This window comes from Streptomyces zhaozhouensis, from assembly GCF_900230195.1.
GTDB classification, from domain to species: Bacteria; Actinomycetota; Actinomycetes; order Streptomycetales; family Streptomycetaceae; genus Streptomyces; species Streptomyces zhaozhouensis.
In genome coordinates, this window is record NZ_OCNE01000021.1 from 91,804 (window position 1) to 109,819 (window position 18,016).

General features: G+C 72.7%; 16 protein-coding genes and 1 tRNA gene. 6 read left to right on the forward strand and 11 right to left on the reverse strand.

Annotation, left to right across the window (positions count from 1 at the left end; genetic code table 11):
- Nucleotides 1-13: 13 nt before the first annotated feature.
- Nucleotides 14-85: transfer RNA gene (locus CRP51_RS23995), tRNA-Gln, on the forward strand.
- A 31-nt stretch (nt 86-116) separates the two neighbouring features.
- Here CRP51_RS23995 and mfd read toward each other — a convergent pair.
- Together mfd and CRP51_RS24005 are read right to left on the reverse strand one after the other, a co-directional pair.
- Nucleotides 117-3,659, reverse strand: a complete 3,543-nt coding sequence (mfd, locus tag CRP51_RS24000) for a transcription-repair coupling factor (protein ID WP_097233405.1) — start codon at nt 3,657-3,659, stop codon at nt 117-119.
- 134 nt (nt 3,660-3,793) lie between these two features.
- Nucleotides 3,794-4,273, reverse strand: coding sequence for an OsmC family protein (locus tag CRP51_RS24005; RefSeq protein WP_097233406.1), 480 nt, complete (start codon nt 4,271-4,273; stop codon nt 3,794-3,796).
- A 223-nt stretch (nt 4,274-4,496) separates the two neighbouring features.
- Between CRP51_RS24005 and CRP51_RS24010 the strand changes: the two genes are divergently transcribed.
- The gene (locus CRP51_RS24010) at nt 4,497-5,150 is read left to right on the forward strand and encodes an HNH endonuclease family protein (protein WP_097233407.1); all 654 of its coding nucleotides are present in this window, start codon (nt 4,497-4,499) and stop codon (nt 5,148-5,150) included.
- 201 nt (nt 5,151-5,351) lie between these two features.
- On the opposite strand, the gene CRP51_RS24015 is transcribed toward CRP51_RS24010, so the two are convergent.
- The gene (locus CRP51_RS24015; protein WP_097233408.1) at nt 5,352-6,248 is read right to left on the reverse strand and encodes an NAD(P)-dependent oxidoreductase; all 897 of its coding nucleotides are present in this window, start codon (nt 6,246-6,248) and stop codon (nt 5,352-5,354) included.
- Nucleotides 6,249-6,396: 148 nt separating this feature from the next.
- Between CRP51_RS24015 and CRP51_RS24020 the strand changes: the two genes are divergently transcribed.
- Nucleotides 6,397-6,744, forward strand: a complete 348-nt coding sequence (locus tag CRP51_RS24020; protein ID WP_097233409.1) for a winged helix-turn-helix transcriptional regulator — start codon at nt 6,397-6,399, stop codon at nt 6,742-6,744.
- On the opposite strand, the gene CRP51_RS24025 is transcribed toward CRP51_RS24020, so the two are convergent.
- The 4 genes from CRP51_RS24025 to CRP51_RS24040 form a co-directional block, all read right to left on the reverse strand.
- Nucleotides 6,699-6,905 (reverse strand): hypothetical protein, encoded by a 207-nt coding sequence (locus CRP51_RS24025; protein WP_097233410.1) that lies wholly within the window; start codon nt 6,903-6,905, stop codon nt 6,699-6,701. The genes CRP51_RS24020 and CRP51_RS24025 overlap by 46 nt on opposite strands.
- Nucleotides 6,906-7,085: 180 nt before the next feature.
- Complete coding sequence (locus CRP51_RS24030; RefSeq protein ID WP_097233411.1) at nt 7,086-7,676, reverse strand: dihydrofolate reductase family protein; 591 nt, start codon at nt 7,674-7,676, stop codon at nt 7,086-7,088.
- A gap of 188 nt (nt 7,677-7,864) precedes the next feature.
- A complete protein-coding gene (gene manD, locus CRP51_RS24035) occupies nt 7,865-9,115 on the reverse strand; it encodes a D-mannonate dehydratase ManD (RefSeq protein ID WP_097233412.1) in 1,251 nt (416 codons plus the stop codon).
- Between the two features lie 81 nt (nt 9,116-9,196).
- Entirely contained in the window at nt 9,197-11,191 is a 1,995-nt protein-coding gene (locus tag CRP51_RS24040) for a cellulase family glycosylhydrolase (protein WP_097233413.1), read from the reverse strand.
- 209 nt (nt 11,192-11,400) lie between these two features.
- Between CRP51_RS24040 and CRP51_RS24045 the strand changes: the two genes are divergently transcribed.
- A complete protein-coding gene (locus CRP51_RS24045; protein WP_245880770.1) occupies nt 11,401-12,492 on the forward strand; it encodes a LacI family DNA-binding transcriptional regulator in 1,092 nt (363 codons plus the stop codon).
- Between the two features lie 34 nt (nt 12,493-12,526).
- Here CRP51_RS24045 and CRP51_RS24050 read toward each other — a convergent pair whose 3' ends face one another.
- Nucleotides 12,527-13,063 (reverse strand): hypothetical protein, encoded by a 537-nt coding sequence (locus tag CRP51_RS24050; RefSeq protein WP_097233415.1) that lies wholly within the window; start codon nt 13,061-13,063, stop codon nt 12,527-12,529.
- 82 nt (nt 13,064-13,145) lie between these two features.
- On the opposite strand from CRP51_RS24050, the gene CRP51_RS24055 reads away from it, so the two are divergent.
- Both CRP51_RS24055 and CRP51_RS24060 read left to right on the forward strand, forming a co-directional pair.
- The gene (locus CRP51_RS24055; RefSeq protein ID WP_097233416.1) at nt 13,146-13,481 is read left to right on the forward strand and encodes a PadR family transcriptional regulator; all 336 of its coding nucleotides are present in this window, start codon (nt 13,146-13,148) and stop codon (nt 13,479-13,481) included.
- Nucleotides 13,478-14,170 carry a permease prefix domain 1-containing protein gene (locus tag CRP51_RS24060; RefSeq protein WP_097233417.1) on the forward strand — a complete coding sequence of 231 codons (693 nt, stop codon included), beginning with the start codon at nt 13,478-13,480 and terminating at the stop codon, nt 14,168-14,170. Before CRP51_RS24055 ends, CRP51_RS24060 begins: the two co-directional genes overlap by 4 nt.
- Before the next feature lie 302 nt (nt 14,171-14,472).
- On the opposite strand, the gene CRP51_RS24065 is transcribed toward CRP51_RS24060, so the two are convergent.
- The 3 genes from CRP51_RS24065 to CRP51_RS24075 form a co-directional block, all read right to left on the reverse strand.
- Complete coding sequence (locus CRP51_RS24065) at nt 14,473-14,604, reverse strand: DUF6126 family protein (RefSeq protein WP_097233418.1); 132 nt, start codon at nt 14,602-14,604, stop codon at nt 14,473-14,475.
- Complete coding sequence (locus tag CRP51_RS24070; RefSeq protein WP_097233419.1) at nt 14,588-15,217, reverse strand: helix-turn-helix domain-containing protein; 630 nt, start codon at nt 15,215-15,217, stop codon at nt 14,588-14,590. Before CRP51_RS24070 ends, CRP51_RS24065 begins: the two co-directional genes overlap by 17 nt.
- 152 nt (nt 15,218-15,369) lie before the next feature.
- A complete protein-coding gene (locus CRP51_RS24075) occupies nt 15,370-17,955 on the reverse strand; it encodes an ABC transporter permease (protein WP_097233420.1) in 2,586 nt (861 codons plus the stop codon).
- Between the last annotated feature and the right edge of the window lie 61 nt (nt 17,956-18,016).

Below are 18,016 nucleotides of genomic sequence, written 5' to 3' on the forward strand. Positions count from 1 at the left end.
CCGGTGAACACCTTCCCCCGTGGTGTAATTGGCAGCACATACGACTTTGACTCGTAGTGTCCAGGTTCGAGTCCTGGCGGGGGAGCCCACCCCTCTCGCGGCGGGCCCCCGGCCGGTCAGCTCCCCAGGATCGTGGTGAGGAACTCCCCGGTCCACGCCAGCAGTTCCCGCCCCGTCAGCGGCTTGCCGCCGACCCGCGCCGTCGTCGGCCTGGGCACCAGCACCTGCCGGCTCGCCGCCTTCACCACCGCGCCCGGGTGCAGCCGCTTCAGCCGCAGCTCCTGGGACTCCCGCAGCTCGACCGGCGAGAACCTGATCCGGCTGCCCTGGAGTGTCACGTCGCCCACCCCGCAGGACCTGGCCAGCATCCGCAGCCCCGCCACCAGCAGCAGGTTCTCCACCGGCTCCGGCAGCGGCCCGTAGCGGTCGGTCAACTCCTCGCGGACCGCGCGGATGTCCTCCTCCGTGTGGGCGGCGGCGATCGAACGGTACGCCTGGAGCCGCAGCCGTTCACCCGGCGCGTAGTCGTGCGGCACGTGGGCGTCGACCGGCAGCTCGATCTTCACCTCCAGCAGCGTCTCCTCCGGCTCCCCGCCGGACTCCAGCGCCGCCCGGTAGTCGGCGACCGCCTCGCCCACCATCCGCACGTACAGGTCGAAGCCGACGCCGGCGATGTGGCCCGACTGCTCGCCGCCGAGCAGGTTGCCCGCGCCCCTGATCTCCAGGTCCTTCATCGCCACGTACATGCCGGCGCCCATCTCGGTGTGCTGCGCGATGGTCGCCAGCCGCTCGTGCGCCGTCTCGGTCAGCGGCTTCTCCGGCGGGTACAGGAAGTAGGCGTAGCCGCGTTCCCTGCCCCGGCCCACCCGGCCGCGCAGCTGGTGCAGCTGCGAGAGGCCGAAGGTGTCGCCGCGCTCCACGATCAGGGTGTTGGCGTTGGAGATGTCGATGCCGGACTCCACGATCGTCGTGGAGACCAGCACGTCGAACCGCTTCTCCCAGAAGTCGACGACGACCCGCTCCAGCGCCGTCTCGCCCATCTGCCCGTGCGCGGTGGCGATCCGCGCCTCCGGCACGATCTGGCGGAGCCTGGCGGCGACGCGGTCGATGGAGTCGACGCGGTTGTGGATGTAGAAGACCTGCCCCTCGCGCAGCAGCTCGCGGCGGATCGCGGCGCCGATCTGCCGCTCCTCGTAGGGGCCGACGAAGGTCAGCACGGGGTGCCGCTCCTCGGGCGGGGTGGTGATCGTCGACATCTCCCGGATGCCGGTGACCGCCATCTCCAGCGTCCTGGGGATCGGGGTCGCCGACATCGTCAGCACGTCCACGTTGGCCCGCAGCTTCTTCAGCTGCTCCTTGTGCTCGACGCCGAAGCGCTGCTCCTCGTCCACGATCACCAGGCCGAGGTCCTTGAACTTCACCTCGGAGGAGAAGAGCCGGTGCGTGCCGATCACCACGTCCACCGCGCCGTCCGCCAGCCCCTCCAGGGTGGCCCGCGCGTCGGACTCGGACTGGAAGCGGCTCAGCGGGCGCACCTTCACCGGGAACTGCGCGTACCGCTCCGAGAAGGTGCCGAAGTGCTGCTGCACCAGCAGCGTCGTCGGCACCAGCACCGCGACCTGCTTGCCGTCCTGCACGGCCTTGAACGCGGCGCGCACCGCGATCTCCGTCTTGCCGTAGCCGACGTCCCCGCAGATCAGCCGGTCCATCGGGACGGAACGCTCCATGTCCTCCTTGACCTCGCCGATGGTGGTCAGCTGGTCCGGGGTCTCGGCGTAGGGGAACGCGTCCTCCAGCTCGCGCTGCCAGGGGCTGTCCCCGCCGAACGCGTGCCCGGGGGCCGCCATCCGCGCCGAGTAGAGCTTGATCAGGTCGGCGGCGATCTCCTTGACCGCCTTGCGCGCCCTGGCCTTGGTCTTGGTCCAGTCGGCGCCGCCGAGCCGGTGCAGCGTCGGTGCCTCGCCACCGACGTACTTGGTCACCTGGTCCAGTTGGTCGGTCGGGACGAAGAGCCGGTCCCCCGGCTGCCCACGCTTCGCCGGCGCGTACTCGACCAGCAGGTACTCGCGGGTGGCGCCCTGCACCGTGCGCTGCACCATCTCGATGTAGCGGCCGACGCCGTGCTGCTCGTGCACGATGTAGTCGCCGGTCTCCAGCGTCAACGGGTCCAGCGCCTTGCGCCGGCGGGCCGGCATCCGCGCGCCCTCGCGCCCGGCGGCGCGCTGGCCGGTGAGGTCGGTCTCGGTCAGCACGGCGAGCCGCGCCTCGGGCGCCAGGAAGCCGTGCTCCAGCGCGCCGCACGAGACATGGACGACCGAGGGCGCGATCTCGCCCGTCAGGCTCGGGTCGAGCCGGGCCGCGACGCCCTCGCCGCCGAGCACCTCGACCGTGCGGGCCGCCGGCCCCTGGGCCTCGGTGAGATAGACCACGCGCCAGCCGTCGGCCAGCCACCCCTTGGTGTCGGCGAGCGCGCGGGAGATGTCGCCCCGGTAGCTCTCGGGCGCGCGCAGCCCGAGCCGCACGGTCTCCGGATCCAGCTCCTCGTCGGGCGAGAACGGCGAGACCGACCACCAGGGCAGGCCCAGTTCACCCGCGTGCTCGCGCACCTCGGCGAGGCCGCGCAGGCTCGCGGCGCCGACGTCGATGGGGGCCTCGCCGCTGGCCGCCATCGCGGCGGCGGCCCAGGACGCCTGGAGGAACTCCTGGCTGGTGGCCACCAGGTCGGCGGCGCGGGAACGGATGCGCTCCGGGTCGCAGAGCATCACCATGCTGTCCGCGGGCAGCACGTCGAGCAGCAGCTCCATCCGGTCGACCAGCACCGGCGCCAGGGACTCCATGCCCTCGACGGCGACGCCCTCGGCGATCTTGCCCAGCAGCTCGTCCAGCTCGGGATGGGCCGCGGCCAGCTCCGCGGCGCGCTCCCGCACCGAGTCGGTCAGCAGCAGCTCGCGGCAGGGCGGCGCCCACAGTCCGTGCTCGGCGACCTCCAGGGAACGCTGGTCGGCCACCTTGAAGTAGCGGACCTCCTCCACCTCGTCGCCCCAGAACTCCACCCGCAGCGGATGCTCCTCCGTGGGCGGGAAGACGTCGAGGATGCCGCCGCGCACCGCGAACTCGCCGCGCTTCTCGACCAGCTCGACGCGGGTGTAGGCGGCCGCGGCCAGCGCCTCGGTGACCTCGGAGAGGTCGGCGGTCCGGCCGTTGGCCAGGGCCACGGGCTCCAGGTCGCCCAGCCCCGCGACCTGCGGCTGGAGGACGGAGCGCACCGGGGCGACGACGACCGAGACCGGCCCGGCCCCCGGGTCGTCGGCCCTGGGGTGGGCCAGCCGGCGCAGCACGGCGAGCCGGCGGCCGACGGTGTCGGCGCGCGGCGAGAGCCGCTCGTGCGGCAGCGTCTCCCAGGAGGGGAACTCGACGACGCTGTCCGGCGGCAGCAGCGAGCGCAGCGCCGCCGCCAGGTCCTCGGCCTCCCGGCCGGTGGCGGTGACCGCCAGCACGGTCCGTCCGCCCGCGCCGGCCAGCGCGGCGACGGCGAGCGGGCGGGCGGCGGGCGGACCCACCAGGTCGAGGTGTCCTTGCCCCTTGCCCTTGGCGGTGGTGACCGCCCCGCCCAGGGCGGGCTCCTGGATGACGGCGTCGAGCAGGCCGTGCAGGCTCATGAGGGTTTCCATCCCGGTTGACCGGCCCCGCACGGCCGGGCCCGATCAGGGAAGCCGCACACGCGGGGCAACGCGAAGCACCCGGCACGCGCCGCGGGCCGGGGGTCTTCCAGGGTACGCGTGCGGTCCGGTGATCAACTCCCGGCGACCGTGACGGTCGGCAGGTGGCGCACCGGGAAGGAGACCGAGCGGGCGATGAAGCAGTCCCGGTGGGCGTCCTCGTGGAGCGCGCTGGCCACGTCGATCATGGAGGCGTCGGCCACCTCGACGACCGGGTTCAGCGTCACCTCGACGAACTCGCCCACCCCGCCCGACTCCCGCATCAGCCCCTCGGCCGCGTCCCGGTAGGCGACCACCGTCACCCGGCGCAGCGAGCACTGCGCCAGATAGGTGAGCATGTGGCACTGGGCGAGCGAGGCGACCAGCAGCTCCTCGGGGTTCCAACGGGCCGGGTCGCCGACGAAGGCGGGGTCGGCGCTGGCCTCGATCACCGGCTTGTCGGCGACCACCACCCGGTGGTCACGCGCGAACTTCCGGTACCCGGCGGTCCCCTCACCGGTGTTGCCGGTCCAGGCGACCCCGACCGAGTAGCGGTGATCCCGCGGCTGACGCATCTGACCTCCAGGGTGCGGAACGGTGTGGCTCCGTCCAGTCTCCCCTCCCCCGGGAGCGTCGGGAAGCCGTCACAGCCTCGCCACATCCCACACCTGACGTGTCCATGCCCCCAACTTGTAACCTGGGCCACGCCAGGCGGAAACGTTACGGCGACACCCTGAACCGCTGTTGCCCCGCGCGGTTCCGCCGCGCCGAAGTCACCCCCACCAAGAGGGAGTTCGCGTGTCCCCCACCCCGCGCGTCTACGCGCGTCGCAAGCTGTCCCTGCTGGCGGCGCTCACCGGACTGATATCCCTGGCGGCCCTGTTCAACGGACCCAGCGCACAGGCCGCCCTCCCCGAGCCCATCGCCGCCTCCACGGCGCGCACCTATCTCTCCCAGCTCACGGTCGAGACCGAGGACCGCACCGGCTACGACCGCGACCTCTTCCCGCACTGGAGCAACCAGGGCGACAACTGCAACACCCGCGAGGTCATCCTCCAGCGCGACGGCGAGAACGTCGAGACCGACAACAGCTGCGCCGCCGTCAGCGGCAGTTGGTACTCCCCCTACGACGGCGCCACCTGGTCGGCCGCCTCCGACGTCGACATCGACCACCTGGTCCCCCTCGCCGAGGCGTGGGACTCGGGCGCCGGCGACTGGACCACCTCCGAGCGCGAGGCGTTCGCCAACGACCTGACCCGGCCCCAGCTGCTGGCCGTCACGGACAACGTCAACCAGTCCAAGGGCGACAAGGACCCGGCGGAGTGGCTGCCGCCGAGCAGCTCCTACCACTGCGTGTACGCGCGGGCCTGGGTGCAGGTGAAGAACCACTACGACCTGTCGGTCGACTCGGCGGAGAAGAGCGCGCTGAGCGGGATTCTCAACGGTTGCTGAGTGTGCGTCCGTGACGGGGTGCGGACGACAACCGTCCTGGCTTCACAGGCCTAGCCCCACAGGTCAGTTGTCGACCGCACCCCGGTGGTCGGTTGCTCGCGCGGTTCCCCGCGCCCCTTGCACGCCGGTGGGCGGCTTGGGGGCGCGGGGAACCGCGCGGTGCGTCCGTGGCGGGGGAAGGACGACGACCGTCCCAGCCCGTCAGGCGAGGAGCTCGACCATCACCGTGCCGTCGCCGTCGCCGTGGCCCTCCGCGACGGCGCGTTCCATCAGCCGCGCGTAGGGCGTCAGCAGCTCCGTGCTGACGCCCCGCTCCTCCGCGGTGCGCAGCAGCGTCGCGTTGCCCGCCACCTGCATCGCCAGGTTGGAGGGCGCCTCGGTGTCGTACACGCCCTGTTCCAGCTGGCGTGCCGTCGTGCCGACCGAGGGGCCGGCCATCGCGCGCAGCCAGTCGGCGAGCAGCGCCGCGAAGTCGCCGTACCGCACGTCCGTGCCACGGACCAGCGCGAACGCGTGGGTGATGCCCGCGAACATCCCGGACATCGCGCTCAGCAGCGCCACGTCCTGGAGGGCCGCCTGCCCGGCGTCCGCCCCGACGTAGCGCGCGTCGACGGGAACGCGCAGCGTCTCCTCGTGGCGGGCGAACAGCTCGGCGGAGCCCGAGTAGAGGACATAGCCGCCGGCCTCGGGGACGCCGACCATCGGTGGCACCGCCATGATCCCGCCGTCCAGGAAGCGGGCACCGCGCTCCGCCGCCCAGGCCGCCCTGGCGCGGCCGTCCTCCGGGGTGCCGGTGGTGAGGTTGACCAGGTCGCGCCCGCGTAGGTCCGCGCCGTCCAGCGTGGCGCCGACGGAGGCGTCGTCCCACAGGCAGACCACCACGAGTTCGTGGGCGGCCACGGCCTCGGCCGCGCTGTCGGCGACGGTCGCGCCCAGGGCGCGCAGCGGCTCGGCGCGCGCCGGTGTCCGGTTCCAGACGGTGACCTCGTAGCCGGCGGCGAGCCAGGCGCGCGCCAGCGCGGTGCCCATCGCGCCCAGGCCGAGCAGTGAGAGCTTCCGGGCGGGGGAAGAGAAGGTGGAGGAAGAATCGTTTGCCATGGGGACCAGGCTTGTCCCGGCCGGGACAAGCGACAAGTACGCACTTCGGAGTGGGTGGTTACCCCGAGGTGAGTGAGCGGGACAAAGGGGAGGGCCGGCGGTGACGACCACGCCACGACCGAGGTACAGCTGCGGGATCGACGCCGCGATGGACGTCATCGGCGGCAAGTGGAAGGTGCTGATCCTCTGGGCGCTGGAGGAGCGGCCGCACCGCTTCGGCGAGCTGCGGCGGGCGCTGCCCGGCGTCTCGGAGAAGGTGCTGGCCTCCCATCTGCGGGAGCTGGAGAACGACCGGATCGTGCGGCGCGAGGTGCGGGAGAGCGTCCCGCCGCAGGTGACCTACTCGCTGACGGCGTTGGGGAGTTCACTCAACGAGGCGCTGGGGCCGCTGGGCGCCTGGGGCCAGGAGCATGTGCTGGGCGGCGCGCCCCACCACGCCCGGGACGGGGGTCAGCCGACGAGCGGGCGCACGCAGCGGGGCGCGGCCGTGCAGTAGAAGCCGTGCCCCGCGCAGTGCCAGCAGCCGTGGGGCGCGGCGACGCCCTGGGCGTGCCCGGTGGCGGCGAGGTAGAGCGTCTCGCGGATCTCCACCCGTTGGCCGCTGCACGCCTGGCACTGCCGGTGCGGCCCCGAACAGTCGTCCTCTGCTCCGCCCATGCCGAAACTCCCCGCCTCGCACCAGGGTTGCGCGTCCCGTCACAACCACGGCACTCAACGTTACCTTCCCGGTCGGACCGTGCACGCCGACCGCGCCGGAACCAGCCAACCGCGCCCCACGCGCCCCACACGTCCCACCGGCAGCGACGGTCCCGTGCGGCGGCGCGGGCGGGGACGCGGTCAGGCGCGGTCGTAGGTGAGGAAGAGCGCGTCGCCGCCCGGGGCGTGGTGGTCGGTCAGCCGCCAGACCGCCGGGTCGAAGACGGCCTCCCGGGAGAAGAGCGGAACCCCGGTGCCGATGGTCAGCGGCCCGAGCTTGACCACCAGCCGGTCGATCTCCGCGACGAGGGAACGGGCCAGCCCGGCCCCGCCGATCAGCCAGAGGTCGCGCCCCGGCTCCTGCTTCAACCGCCGCACGCGCGCGACCGGGTCGGTGGTCACCAGCTCGACCTCCTCGGCCGGCACCGACGTGAGCGTGCGGGAGAAGACCAGGTGGCGCAGGTGCGGAAAGGCGTCGTCCACACCGGCCTTGAGCCCGATCTCGTAACTGCCGCGCCCCTCCAGGACGGTGTCGAAGTGCCGGCCCTCGGCCGTCACCCCCAGGGCGTCGCGGGCGGGACCTGGCAGGGTCTCCGGGTACTCCGCGCGCAGATACTCCAGGTAGGCGGGCGGAATCGGCCAGAACCCGGCGGGTCCTGTGGGGTCGCTGCCGTCCGGGCCCGCGATGAAGCCGTCGATGGTGCTGGCGACGAAGTAGACCAGTCTGCGCATGGCGTTCCCCTGGTACGTGGTTCGGCCGCGCGGTCGCGTCCGGGCGGCCGGGGCGGGGCTGCCACCCTAACCGTCGGCGCAAGGTGCGGGCCGGGCGCGCGCCGGAGCGGCGAAGGCCGGGCGCGCGCCGGAGCGGCGAAGGCCGGGCGCGCGGTGCCGGCCGGGCCGGTGCCCGGCCGGCACCGGGGTCACCAGTCGTGGACCGTGCCGTCCAGCAGGCGGTTCACCGGCAGATACGCCGGCTCGTAGGGGAAGCGGGCGGCGGCCTCGTCGTCGAGTTCGACGCCGAGCCCGGGGTTCTCGCCGGGGTGCAGCAGCCCGTCGTCGAAGGTGTAGGAGGTCCGGAAGACCTCCAGCGTGCGCGGGTCGTGCCGCATGTACTCCTGGATGCCGAAGTTGTGGATGGCCAGGTCCAGATGGAGCGCGGCGGCCATGCCGACCGGGGATATGTCGGTCGGCCCGTGGATGCCGGACTTGGCGCCGTACAGCGCGGCGAGGTCCAGCAGCTTCTTCATGGCCGTGATGCCGCCGGTGTGGGTGACCGCCGAGCGCACGTAGTCGATCAGCCGCTCGCCGAGCAGCGTCGTGTAGTCGTGCGCGGTGTTGAAGACCTCGCCGATGGCCAGCGGCGTGGTGGTGTGCTGCCGGATCAGCCGCAGCGCGGCCTGGTCCTCGCCCGGCGTGGCGTCCTCCAGCCAGAAGAGGTCGTAGGGCTCCAGCGCCTTGCCGAGTTTGGCCGCCTGGATCGGGGTCATCCGGTGGTGGCCGTCGTGGAGCAGCGGCAGCTCGGGGCCGAACTCGTGGCGCACCGCCTCGAAGACGGTCGGCAGATGGCGCAGGTAGGCGCGGGTGTCCCAGCTCTCCTCGACGGGCAGCGCGGTCCGCCGCGCCGGCTCGTAGTCGTAGCGTTCACCGTCCCCCGCCGCCGAGGCGGCCACGCCGTAGACGGAGTCGAGCCCGGGGATGCCGGTCTGCACGCGGATCGCCCGGTAGCCGGCGGCCAGATGGGCGCGGATGGAGTCGAGCAGCTCGGGGATGTCGCGGCCCGAGGCGTGGCCGTAGGCGAGCGCGCCGGTGCGGGAGGCGCCGCCGAGCATCTGGTACAGCGGCATCCCCGCGACCTTGGCCTTGATGTCCCACAGCGCCGTGTCGACGGCGGCGATCGCGGCCATGGTCACCGGCCCGCGCCGCCAGTACGCCCCCCGGTAGAGGTACTGCCAGGTGTCCTCGATCCGTGACGCGTCCCGGCCGATCAGCAGCGGGACGAGATGGTCGCGCAGATAGCTGTCGACGGCCAGCTCGCGGCCGTTGAGCGTGGCGTCCCCGAGGCCGGTGACGCCGTCGGCGGTGGTGATCCGCAGGGTGACGAAGTTACGTCCCGGGCTGGTGACGACGGTCTCGGCGGAGATGATCCGGTGGGGTGTCTCGTTGGGTGACATGGTGGGTGTCCTGCCCTTTCTCGTGCGGCCTGTGCGGCCCGTGCGGCCTCTGTGGCCCGTGTGGCCCGTGCGGCGTCCTGTTCAGGCGTGGGCGGTGGGGACGTCGGTGAGTTCGGCCACCAGGACGCCGAAGGGCGGCAGTTCGACGGTGTCCAGCTTCTCGCCTTCCAGTGTGGCGAGCCGCCCGGCGGCCAGCGTCGGGGTCACCGCAAGCGGCTCCTCGTGCTGGCTGACGAACCAGACGAACGCCCGCCCGTCCTCGTGGGTCATCACGCCGACCAGCACCCGGGGGTCCTCGACCGTCACCTCGGGCGTGACGCCGGCCTCTGCGGCCAGCGCCGCGTACAGCCGCCAGGTCGGCTCCGGGTTGACGCGCGGGGTGAGCGCCGCCATGTGCTCCAACGGGTAGGTGGAGAGAACCAGTTGGCCCTCACCGACCCGCCTGGTCAGCAGCGCGGGGCGGCCGTGCGCGTCGATGGCCAGCACCTCGGCCCCGGCCGGCTCGACCGGGAGGTAGGAGCGGGAGTGCTCGGTGCCGGCGACGGCGAAGACCAGGGTCTCGCCGGCGGCGATGGTGCCGAAGTCGCGCTGGAAGGTGAGCGTCAGCTCCTCGTCCTCGATGGGCTCGGTCAGCCCGTAGCGCAGCTTCTTCACCACCCCGAACGTCTCGTCGAGCTTCGGCCACCACGGGCCGCGCTGCACGACGTGCTCGCCGGTGAAGAACGACGCGTAGACCGTCGCCCCCGCCTCGGCCCGCGCCACCAGCCGCCGCCAGCCGCCGGCCGTCAACTGCTTGGCGGAGGGCAGCAGATAGAGCGCGCAGTCGTCGGGCAACCCGTCCGCCTCCCGGGCCACCCCCACCGGCAGGTCGGCCTCGCGGGCCGCGACATACGCCTGCCGGGTGTGGTTGAGCACGCTGCTGGCGTCCTCGGGCTGGGTGAACGGGTAGCGGGCCTCCAGGAACGAGGAGACCACCAGCGCCACTCCGGTGTCCGGGCGGTTCAACCGGGGGAAGTCGACGCGCGCCAGCAGCTCGGTGAACCGCTTGACCTCGCGCAACTGCTCCTTGGGCCGGCCGGTGTCGTCGGTGATGCCGAAGTGCATCTCGAACGGGTGGTGGCTGTAGGGCTCCTGGTCCCACAGCGCGTCGTAGTCGGTGTTGTTCCACGGCATCCAGCCGGTGGCGCCGGCGAGCAGCGTGTTGTGGAGGATCTGCCGGTAGTAGTGGGCGGCGTTCTCCTCGGAGACATAGTCCGAGGTGACCCCGAACTCCTCCATGATCACCGGCTTTCCGCCGATGTCGAGCAGCTCGCAGACGAACGCGGCGCCCAGGTGCAGCCGGACCGGGTCGCTCTCCATCCGGTAGACGTGCGGGCCGTGGAAGTCGATCAACGGCTCCAGGTCCCGCACCCGGAACCCGTTGTCGGCGCCGGTCATCTCCACGCCCCAGGCGCCGTCGCCGATCGAGACCGGCTGCCGGGCGCCGGTGGAACGGACCGCGTTCACCAGCGTCTTCGCCCAGGCGGTCACGGCGGTCGCGTCCAGTGTCCCGATGCCGCGGGAGCGCCAGTCCCCGTAGATCGGGATCTCGTTGGTCAGCAGCCAGCCGGCGACCGCCGGGTGGTCCTTCCAGCGGTCGGTCAACTCACGGACATACCACTCCTGTTGGGCGACGAACGACGGGTCGCCGAAGATGTCCCGGCCGCCGCGCCAGGCCGGGTCCCAGTTCTGTCCCGACATGTGGCCGACGAGGAACGTCGGGATGGTGTGCATCCCCTGGGCGCGGTGGCGGTCCAGGAAGTCGTCGTAGTGGGCGAGCATGGCGGGGTCGAGGGTGTTCTCGGCCGGCATGAAGTCCGGCCAGAAGAAGAACGAGCGGGTGAGCGTGATGCCGTGCTCCCGCATCACGCGCAGCTCCTCGTCGATCACCTCCGGGCGGTAGTCCCGCCACATCAGCGGTCCGCCGGTGCGGGACCAGTAGTTGACGCCGATCCAGACGGTCGCGCCGTCCTGACCGGCGGTGGGGACCGAACCGGTCCCGGGGGCGGTGTGGAGCTTGGCCGCGTTGCGCCTCATGCCTGTGAGTCCCTCGTGGTCGGCAGCCTGACTCCATGGGTATATCGTTTTACTCGGCGGCTGTCGAGAGATTGAGCCCACCGGGACAAGGCGCTACGATGCCGATCCAACTCCCCGCTCGACAACGTTTTCTCGCGGCGCGTCACCGATCCCCCCGTCCACCCGCTCCGGGCGTGCGACGCGCGAGAACCGCACAGGACGGACGACGCGTGGCCACTCAGCAGAGCACCTCCCCCCGCACCCGACGCGGAAGCCGGACCGACAAGCCGACGATCGCCGACGTCGCGGCGCTGGCCGGGGTCTCGGTCTCCGCCGTCTCCAAGGTCGTCAACAACCGCCCCGGCATCTCCCCGCCCACCCGTCAACGGGTCTGGGACGCGGCGGAGAAGCTGCGCTGGTCACCCTCGGCGACGGCGGTGGCGCTGCGCGGCGCGCGCACCCGCGCGATCGGGATGGTCGCCGGCCGCTCCGCCGACGTGCTCGCCGCCGACCCACACTTCTCGGTGCTGATCTCCGGGATCGAGGCCGAACTCGCCCCCGTCGACTACGGTCTGCTGCTGCACATCGTCGGCGAGGAGCCGGGCGCCGAGGAGCGCGCCTACCGGCGGTTGGCCGAGGAGCGACGGGTGGACGGGGTGATCCTCACCGAGAGCCGCATCGGTGACACCCGGTTCGAGCTGCTGCGCCAACTGCGGCTGCCCGCCGTGCTGGTGGGCACGCCCTGGCGGGAGGACCCGATCGTCTCGGTCCGCGCCGGCGGGGAGCAGGACGCGGGCATCAGGGAGGCGGTCCACCACCTCGCCGAGCTGGGCCACCGCCACATCGCCTATGTCTCGGGCCCGGAGGACCGGGTGCACACGGTCTTCCGCCGCCGCGTCTTCGAGGCCGCCCTGGGCGAGCGGGGGCTGCGGCCGACGCGGATCGTGATCTCCGAGTTCACGGCGGACGCGGCCGTGAAGGCGGTGCGGCGGCTGCTCGCCGAGCCGGACCGGCGGCCGACGGCCGTGCTCTTCGCCAACGACACGATGGCCGTGGCCGGCATGAGCGCCGCCCGCCGGCTGGGCTTCGACGTGCCGCGCGACCTGTCGGTGATCGGCTACGACGACCTGCCGGTCGGCGAGTTGGTCTATCCCCGGCTGACCACCATCGGCCAGGACCTGGTCCAGCTCGGCCGGGCGGCGGCGACCGCGATGTTCGGACTGCTGGACCCCGACCGCGCCGCCCCCGTGGAGGCGCCGGCGGTCCGGCCCCCGGGCCTTCTCGTCCGCGAGTCGACGGGACCGGCGGCGCGGGGCGCCTGACGGCGGGGCCCCCGCGGCGGGGCCGGCCCCTCGGTCAGGCGCTGGTCGTCGAACCGGGGCGGACGATCATCAGCACCACGACGACGGCCCACAGCAGGTTGAACACCCCGGTGGTCATGGCGAGTCGGGTCGCGAGGGCACGGGTGCGCGCCTCGCTGGGCGGCGCCTCGGCGGCGCGACCCTCGCCGGCCTCGCCTGCCCCGCCGCCCTCACCGTTCTCGCCGTTCTCGGGAAGCAGATCCTCCTGGCGGGGCAGGATCACCAGCACCAGGAGCGCGGCGGCGAGCGCCGTCAGCGCCATCGACGCCAGCAGCCACGCGTCGGTGAGGATGCCCAACTGGGCGCCGGTGGCCAGGCCGAAGACCGGGACGGCGATCCCGACGGCGGCGTAACCGCGGCATATCCGGTGCAGCACCCCCGCGACGGCGAGGGAACGCGCGGAGGGCGGGCCCTCCGCGTGCGACGCGGCGGCCTGGCGGGCGTAGCGCGGGAAGAGCGAGGCGGCGACGGTGATCGGCCCGACCGTCAGGATCGCCGCCAGCACGTGCAGGGACAGCAGCAGCTTGGCCACCGGGACTCCTGTGCGGTTGCGGTTATATGTTGGCTGCCAATATGTAGCACAGCTAGTCAGTGGTTAGGTAGGCTGCCTACCCATGAAGGCAGACGCGGTACGCGGGCATCTCGACGGACTGCTGCTCGCCGTGCTGGAACAGGGCCCGCTGCACGGGTACGCGATCATCACCGCCGTGCAACGGCGCAGCGGCGGCGCGTTGGACCTGCGCACCGGCACCATCTACCCGGCGCTCAACCGGCTGGAGCGGCAGGGTCTGCTCGCCAGCGACTGGGAGTCGACCGGCGAACGGCGGCGGCGCAGCTACCGACTGACGGAGTCCGGGCGCGCGGGCCTGGCCGAACGGCGTGCCGACTGGCGCGCGTTCACCGCCGCCATCGGTTCCGTCCTCGACCCGGCGCCAGGCGGCGCGACATGAACGCGGACGGCAGTGGCGACGGCGGCGGTCGGGGCGCGGCCGAGGCCGACTACCGCGCCCGGTTCGCCGGACTGCTCCAAGGGCCGGCGCGGACCAGGGCGCGGCTGGTCGAGGAGGTCGGGAACGGATTCGCCGACACCGTGGCGGCATGGCGCGACACCGGCCTCGACGAGGCGGGCGCCGCGCGGCGCGCGGAGGCGGAGTTCGGCACCCCGGAGGAGGTGGCGGCCTCCTGCGAGGGGGAGTTGACCCTCGCGCAGGCGCGGCACACCGCGGCCGTGGTGGCGTCGACCGCGCCGCTGCTGCTGGCCTGCTGGTATCTGCTGGGCCACGCCGAGACCGCGCGGGACGGCTGGCTGCCCCAGCTGGCGCAGTCGTTGGCAGCCGGGCTGGCGGGGGTGGCGGGCGTCGCCGCGGTGGGCGCCGTGTTGGCGCTGGGCGCGACGGGGCGGGCCAGCCGTTGGGTCGCCGTGCCGCGCCGACTGCCCGGCGCGGTGGGCTGGTTGGGCACGGCGGCGAGCGGGGCGATGGCCGGCTCCGCCGCCGCGTTGACGGTGGCGGCGGCGCTGGCCACGGACTGGCCGCTGGTGGCGCTGGCCGGGGTGGCATCGGCGGCCTGCCACGCCGGGGTGGCCTCCTCGGCCCGCGCCTGCCGCCGCCAGGTGCGCGCGGCGGCGCGGTCCGCCTGACGACAACCCACCTGGTCGGCCGGGGCCCGCCCTGGCCGACCACGCCAGCCCACACAAGGAGCGCGGGCGCCCCCCCGCCGGGGCGAGGGGGACGACCCACCCAGCGGGCCAGGACCGTAGTCGCCTGACGCCCGCCACCCATGCACCGCGCAGTTCCCCGCGCCCCTGACGCGGCCCGACCCCACCGACAGAGAAACCCGCACCACGCGGCGAACGCCAACCCACACAAGGGGCGCGGGGAACCGGGCGGGTGACCGGCCGCCGGGGCGAGGGGGACGACCCGCACACCCGCCGGCGAGGCGCTATTCGCCGACCGTGAAGAGGAAGATCAGGAAGGCCGCGAAGAGGTGGCCCACCAGGCCGTAGAGCAGCACCCGGATCCAGAGTCCGCGGGGGATCTTCTCCCCGCGCGTCTCCCTACGCGTCTTCGCCATGGCGGCGTTCCCTCCCTGGGTCGCTGGTGGCGCCGAGGCACAGCGTGGTGTCCGCGCTCCGCAACAGCGTGTGGACGAACAGCAGCTCCGCGCCGCCCGGCGACACGGCGCTGATCCGGTGCGGGGTCAACGAGTCGAAGTGCGCGCTGTCCCCCTCCGCGAGCCGGTGTTCGGACTCGCCGAGGAAGAGCCGCAGCCGGCCCGTGAGCACATGCAGCCACTCCTCCCCCGGGTGGACCCGCACCAACTCGCCCTGGCCCGTGCCCGGCGGAACGTGCACCCGCAGCGCCTGCATCGCCCGTCCCGAACCGCCGATCGAACGGTAGCGCCAGCCGCCGGCCTCCCTGGCCGGCGCCTCGTCGGCCCTGATCACCACGTCGGCGGGGGCGGCGGCCTCGCCGAGCAGGCCGGAGACCGTCGTACCGTAGACGCGGGCGAGGCTCAGCAACGCGGGCAGCGACGGCTGGCGGTGACCGGTCTCCAGCCGGGAGAGGTGCGCGGGCGAGAGCTCGGCGCGGCGCGCCGCCCCCTCCAGGGTCAGTCCGGAGAGTCGGCGCAGCTCACGCAGCCTCGCCCCGATACCGGGGGGCTCGCCTGAGGTCGCTGGGGCCATGGGTCCGATTGAGCCACGACCGTTGCCTCTGGGGCAAGTCTCTTGCCTCAGAGGCAAGAGGCAAAAGTCCCCTCACGCGGCGGGGCCGCGACCCGGACTTCGGGTCGCGGCCCCGCGTGGAGCGCGTGGGGCGAGAGGACTCGCCCCCGGCGTCACTCCGTCGCGATCGCGTTCAGCACGTTCATCCGGCCGGCGCGGAAGGCGGGCATCAGGGCCGCCAGCAGGCCGACCACGGCGGAGCCGAGGAAGACCGCGATGATGGTGCTCCAGGGGATCTCCAGGATCGGCATCCCCTCCATGGCCAGCAACTGCTGCCCCGCGGTGCCCCACGCCATGCCGAGGCCGAGGCCGAGCAACGCGCCGAAGAGGGCGATCACCACCGACTCCAGCCGGATCATGCGGCGCAGCTGCACCCGGGAGAGGCCGATGGCCCGCATCAGGCCGATCTCCCTGGTCCGCTCGACGACCGACAGCGCCAGCGTGTTGATCACGCCGAGCACCGCCACGATGATCGCCAGCGCCAGCAGGCCGTAGACCATGTTCAGCATCTGGCTGACCTGGCCCTCGATCATCTCCTTGAACTCGGCCTGGTCCCGGACCTCCATCTGGGGGTACGGCTGGACGGCCGTCTCCAGGGCGTCGCGGGCGCCGTCCTCCTGGCCGTCGGCCACGCCGATGTAGAGGGCGCTGGGAAGCAGCTCCTCCTCGGCGTTGTCCAGGAACTCCTGCTGGTTGAAGAGCCAGGTGCCGGTGAACATCCCGCTGCCGTCGGCCACGATGGCCTGGACGGTGAGGGTGACCTCGCCGCCGACGTCGAAGGCGACCGTGACCTCGTCGCCGATGGCGAGGCCGTGGTCCTCGGCGTCACCCTCGCCGACGGAGATCCCGCCGGGAGCGTAGGCCGCCTCCATCTCGCCGTCGACGACCTCGGTCTCGATGTCCTGGGCGAAGCTCTCCGGCACCGCCCCGGCGATCACGTCGATCTTCTCGCCGGAGGCCGTCGTCACGTCCGACTCGACGAGTCGGTACTCGCTGACATGGTCCAGCTCGGAGATCTGCTCGGGCGAGACCGCCTCGACCACGTTGGGCACGATCTCGCCCATGGTCTGCGTGCTGACCACGTAGTCGGCGCCGAGCGAGGAGTCGATCTGGTCGGTGGCGGAGGCCACCATCGAGGAGCCGACCACGGAGAGGCCGGCCACCAGCGAGAGACCGATCATCAGCGCGGTCGCGGTGGCGCCGGTGCGGCGCGGGTTGCGCAGCGCGTTGCGCTCGGCGAGCCGGCCGATGGGGCCGAAGCCGCGCAGCAGCACGATGCTCAGGCCCTTGACCACCAGGCTGACCAGCGCCGGGCCCACGATGATCATGCCGATCATGCTGAGCAGGATGCCGAGCGCCAGGTAGCCGGCGCCCTCGGACGCCTTGTCGACCGTGCCCGTGAGGGCGAGGAAGCCGAGACCGGCGACGGTCATCACCGCGCCCAGCGCGGCCCGGATGCGGCCGGCCCGGACGTCGCCCGGCATCCCGGCGTCCCGCAGGGCGGCCATCGGGCTGATCTTGCCGGCCCGGCGTGCGGGGATGTAGGCGGCGACCAGGGTGACCAGCACGCCCAGCACGATGCCGATGACCGGCACCGAGGGCTCGATCAGCAGGTCGTCGGTGCTCAGCTCCATGCCCACGGCGCTCATGACGGCCATCAGACCGACGGCGAGGCCGATACCGAGACCGAAGCCGATCACCGAGGCGATCACACCGAGCAGCAGCGCCTCGATGAGGACGGAGCGGTTGATCTGGCGGCGGCTGGACCCGATGGCGCGCATCAGGCCGATCTCGCGGGTGCGCTGGGCGACCAGCATGGAGAAGGTGTTGACGATCAGGAAGATCCCGACCAGCAGGGCGATGCCGGCGAAGCCGAGCAGCACGTACTCGAAGATCGACAGCGCCTGCCCGACGGCGTCGCTGTTCTCCTCGATGTACTCGTCGGCGGTCTGGAGCTTGTAGGTGTCGGAGCCGACCGCGGCCGCGATGGTCTCCTTCAGCTCGGCGTCGGAGACGCTGCCGTCGGAGTCCACGAAGACGTTGGTGACCTCGTCCGCGCCGCCGAGCAGGTACTCGCTGGCACTCTGGCTGTCCACGTAGACCAGCGCGGCGCCCGGGTTGGTGGTCTCGAACGCGGCTATGCCGCTGATCGTCAGCTCGTAGTCGCCGAACGCGGTGAGCAGCCGCAGCGGGTCACCCAGCGCCAGGTCCGACTTGTCGGCCGTGTCGGCGTCGACCATCACCTGGTCCGGGCCCTCCGGCGGGGCGCCCTCGGTGACGGTCATCGTGCGCTCGTCGATCGGCGACCAGTGCGTCGCGATGGTCGGGGCGCCCGTGGTGGGGCTGACGCTCTCGTTGTCCGCGTCGATGGCCATCGCCGAGGTCGAGGTGATGACACCCGTGGCCACGTCGACGCCGGGCAGCCCGGCCAGCTCGTCCGCCAGCGGGCCGGGCAGGGTGTCCGGCTTGCCGCTGGAGCCGCCCGGACTGAACTCGTCGGCCGAGTCCGCCTCCGCGGAGCTGATCACCACGTTGGAGGCGCTGACGTCGAAGAGCTTGTCGAACGTGTTGTTCATCGTGGCCGTGAAGACCAGCGTGCCGCAGACGAACGCGACCGAGAGGACGACCGCCATCCCGGAGAGCAGCATCCGCCACTTGTGGGCGAAGAAGCTGCGGAGTGAGGTTTTGAGGACGGTCATGAGGTGCGGCCCTGTCCGTCGAAGCCGCGCATCCGGTCCAGGACGCGGTCGGCGGTGGGGT

Excerpts from the sequence above, each read along its gene's own strand:
- mfd (WP_097233405.1), bottom strand. The coding sequence starts at position 3,659 with ATGAGCCTGCACGGCCTGCTCGACGCCGTCATCCAGGAGCCCGCCCTG.
- CRP51_RS24005 (WP_097233406.1), bottom strand. The coding sequence starts at position 4,273 with ATGCGTCAGCCGCGGGATCACCGCTACTCGGTCGGGGTCGCCTGGACC.
- CRP51_RS24015 (WP_097233408.1), bottom strand. The coding sequence starts at position 6,248 with ATGGCAAACGATTCTTCCTCCACCTTCTCTTCCCCCGCCCGGAAGCTC.
- CRP51_RS24020 (WP_097233409.1), top strand. The coding sequence starts at position 6,397 with ATGGACGTCATCGGCGGCAAGTGGAAGGTGCTGATCCTCTGGGCGCTG.
- CRP51_RS24025 (WP_097233410.1), bottom strand. The coding sequence starts at position 6,905 with ATGGGCGGAGCAGAGGACGACTGTTCGGGGCCGCACCGGCAGTGCCAG.
- CRP51_RS24030 (WP_097233411.1), bottom strand. The coding sequence starts at position 7,676 with ATGCGCAGACTGGTCTACTTCGTCGCCAGCACCATCGACGGCTTCATC.
- manD (WP_097233412.1), bottom strand. The coding sequence starts at position 9,115 with ATGTCACCCAACGAGACACCCCACCGGATCATCTCCGCCGAGACCGTC.
- CRP51_RS24040 (WP_097233413.1), bottom strand. The coding sequence starts at position 11,191 with ATGAGGCGCAACGCGGCCAAGCTCCACACCGCCCCCGGGACCGGTTCG.
- CRP51_RS24055 (WP_097233416.1), top strand. The coding sequence starts at position 13,146 with ATGAAGGCAGACGCGGTACGCGGGCATCTCGACGGACTGCTGCTCGCC.
- CRP51_RS24060 (WP_097233417.1), top strand. The coding sequence starts at position 13,478 with ATGAACGCGGACGGCAGTGGCGACGGCGGCGGTCGGGGCGCGGCCGAG.
- CRP51_RS24065 (WP_097233418.1), bottom strand. The coding sequence starts at position 14,604 with ATGGCGAAGACGCGTAGGGAGACGCGCGGGGAGAAGATCCCCCGCGGA.
- CRP51_RS24070 (WP_097233419.1), bottom strand. The coding sequence starts at position 15,217 with ATGGCCCCAGCGACCTCAGGCGAGCCCCCCGGTATCGGGGCGAGGCTG.
- CRP51_RS24075 (WP_097233420.1), bottom strand. The coding sequence starts at position 17,955 with ATGACCGTCCTCAAAACCTCACTCCGCAGCTTCTTCGCCCACAAGTGG.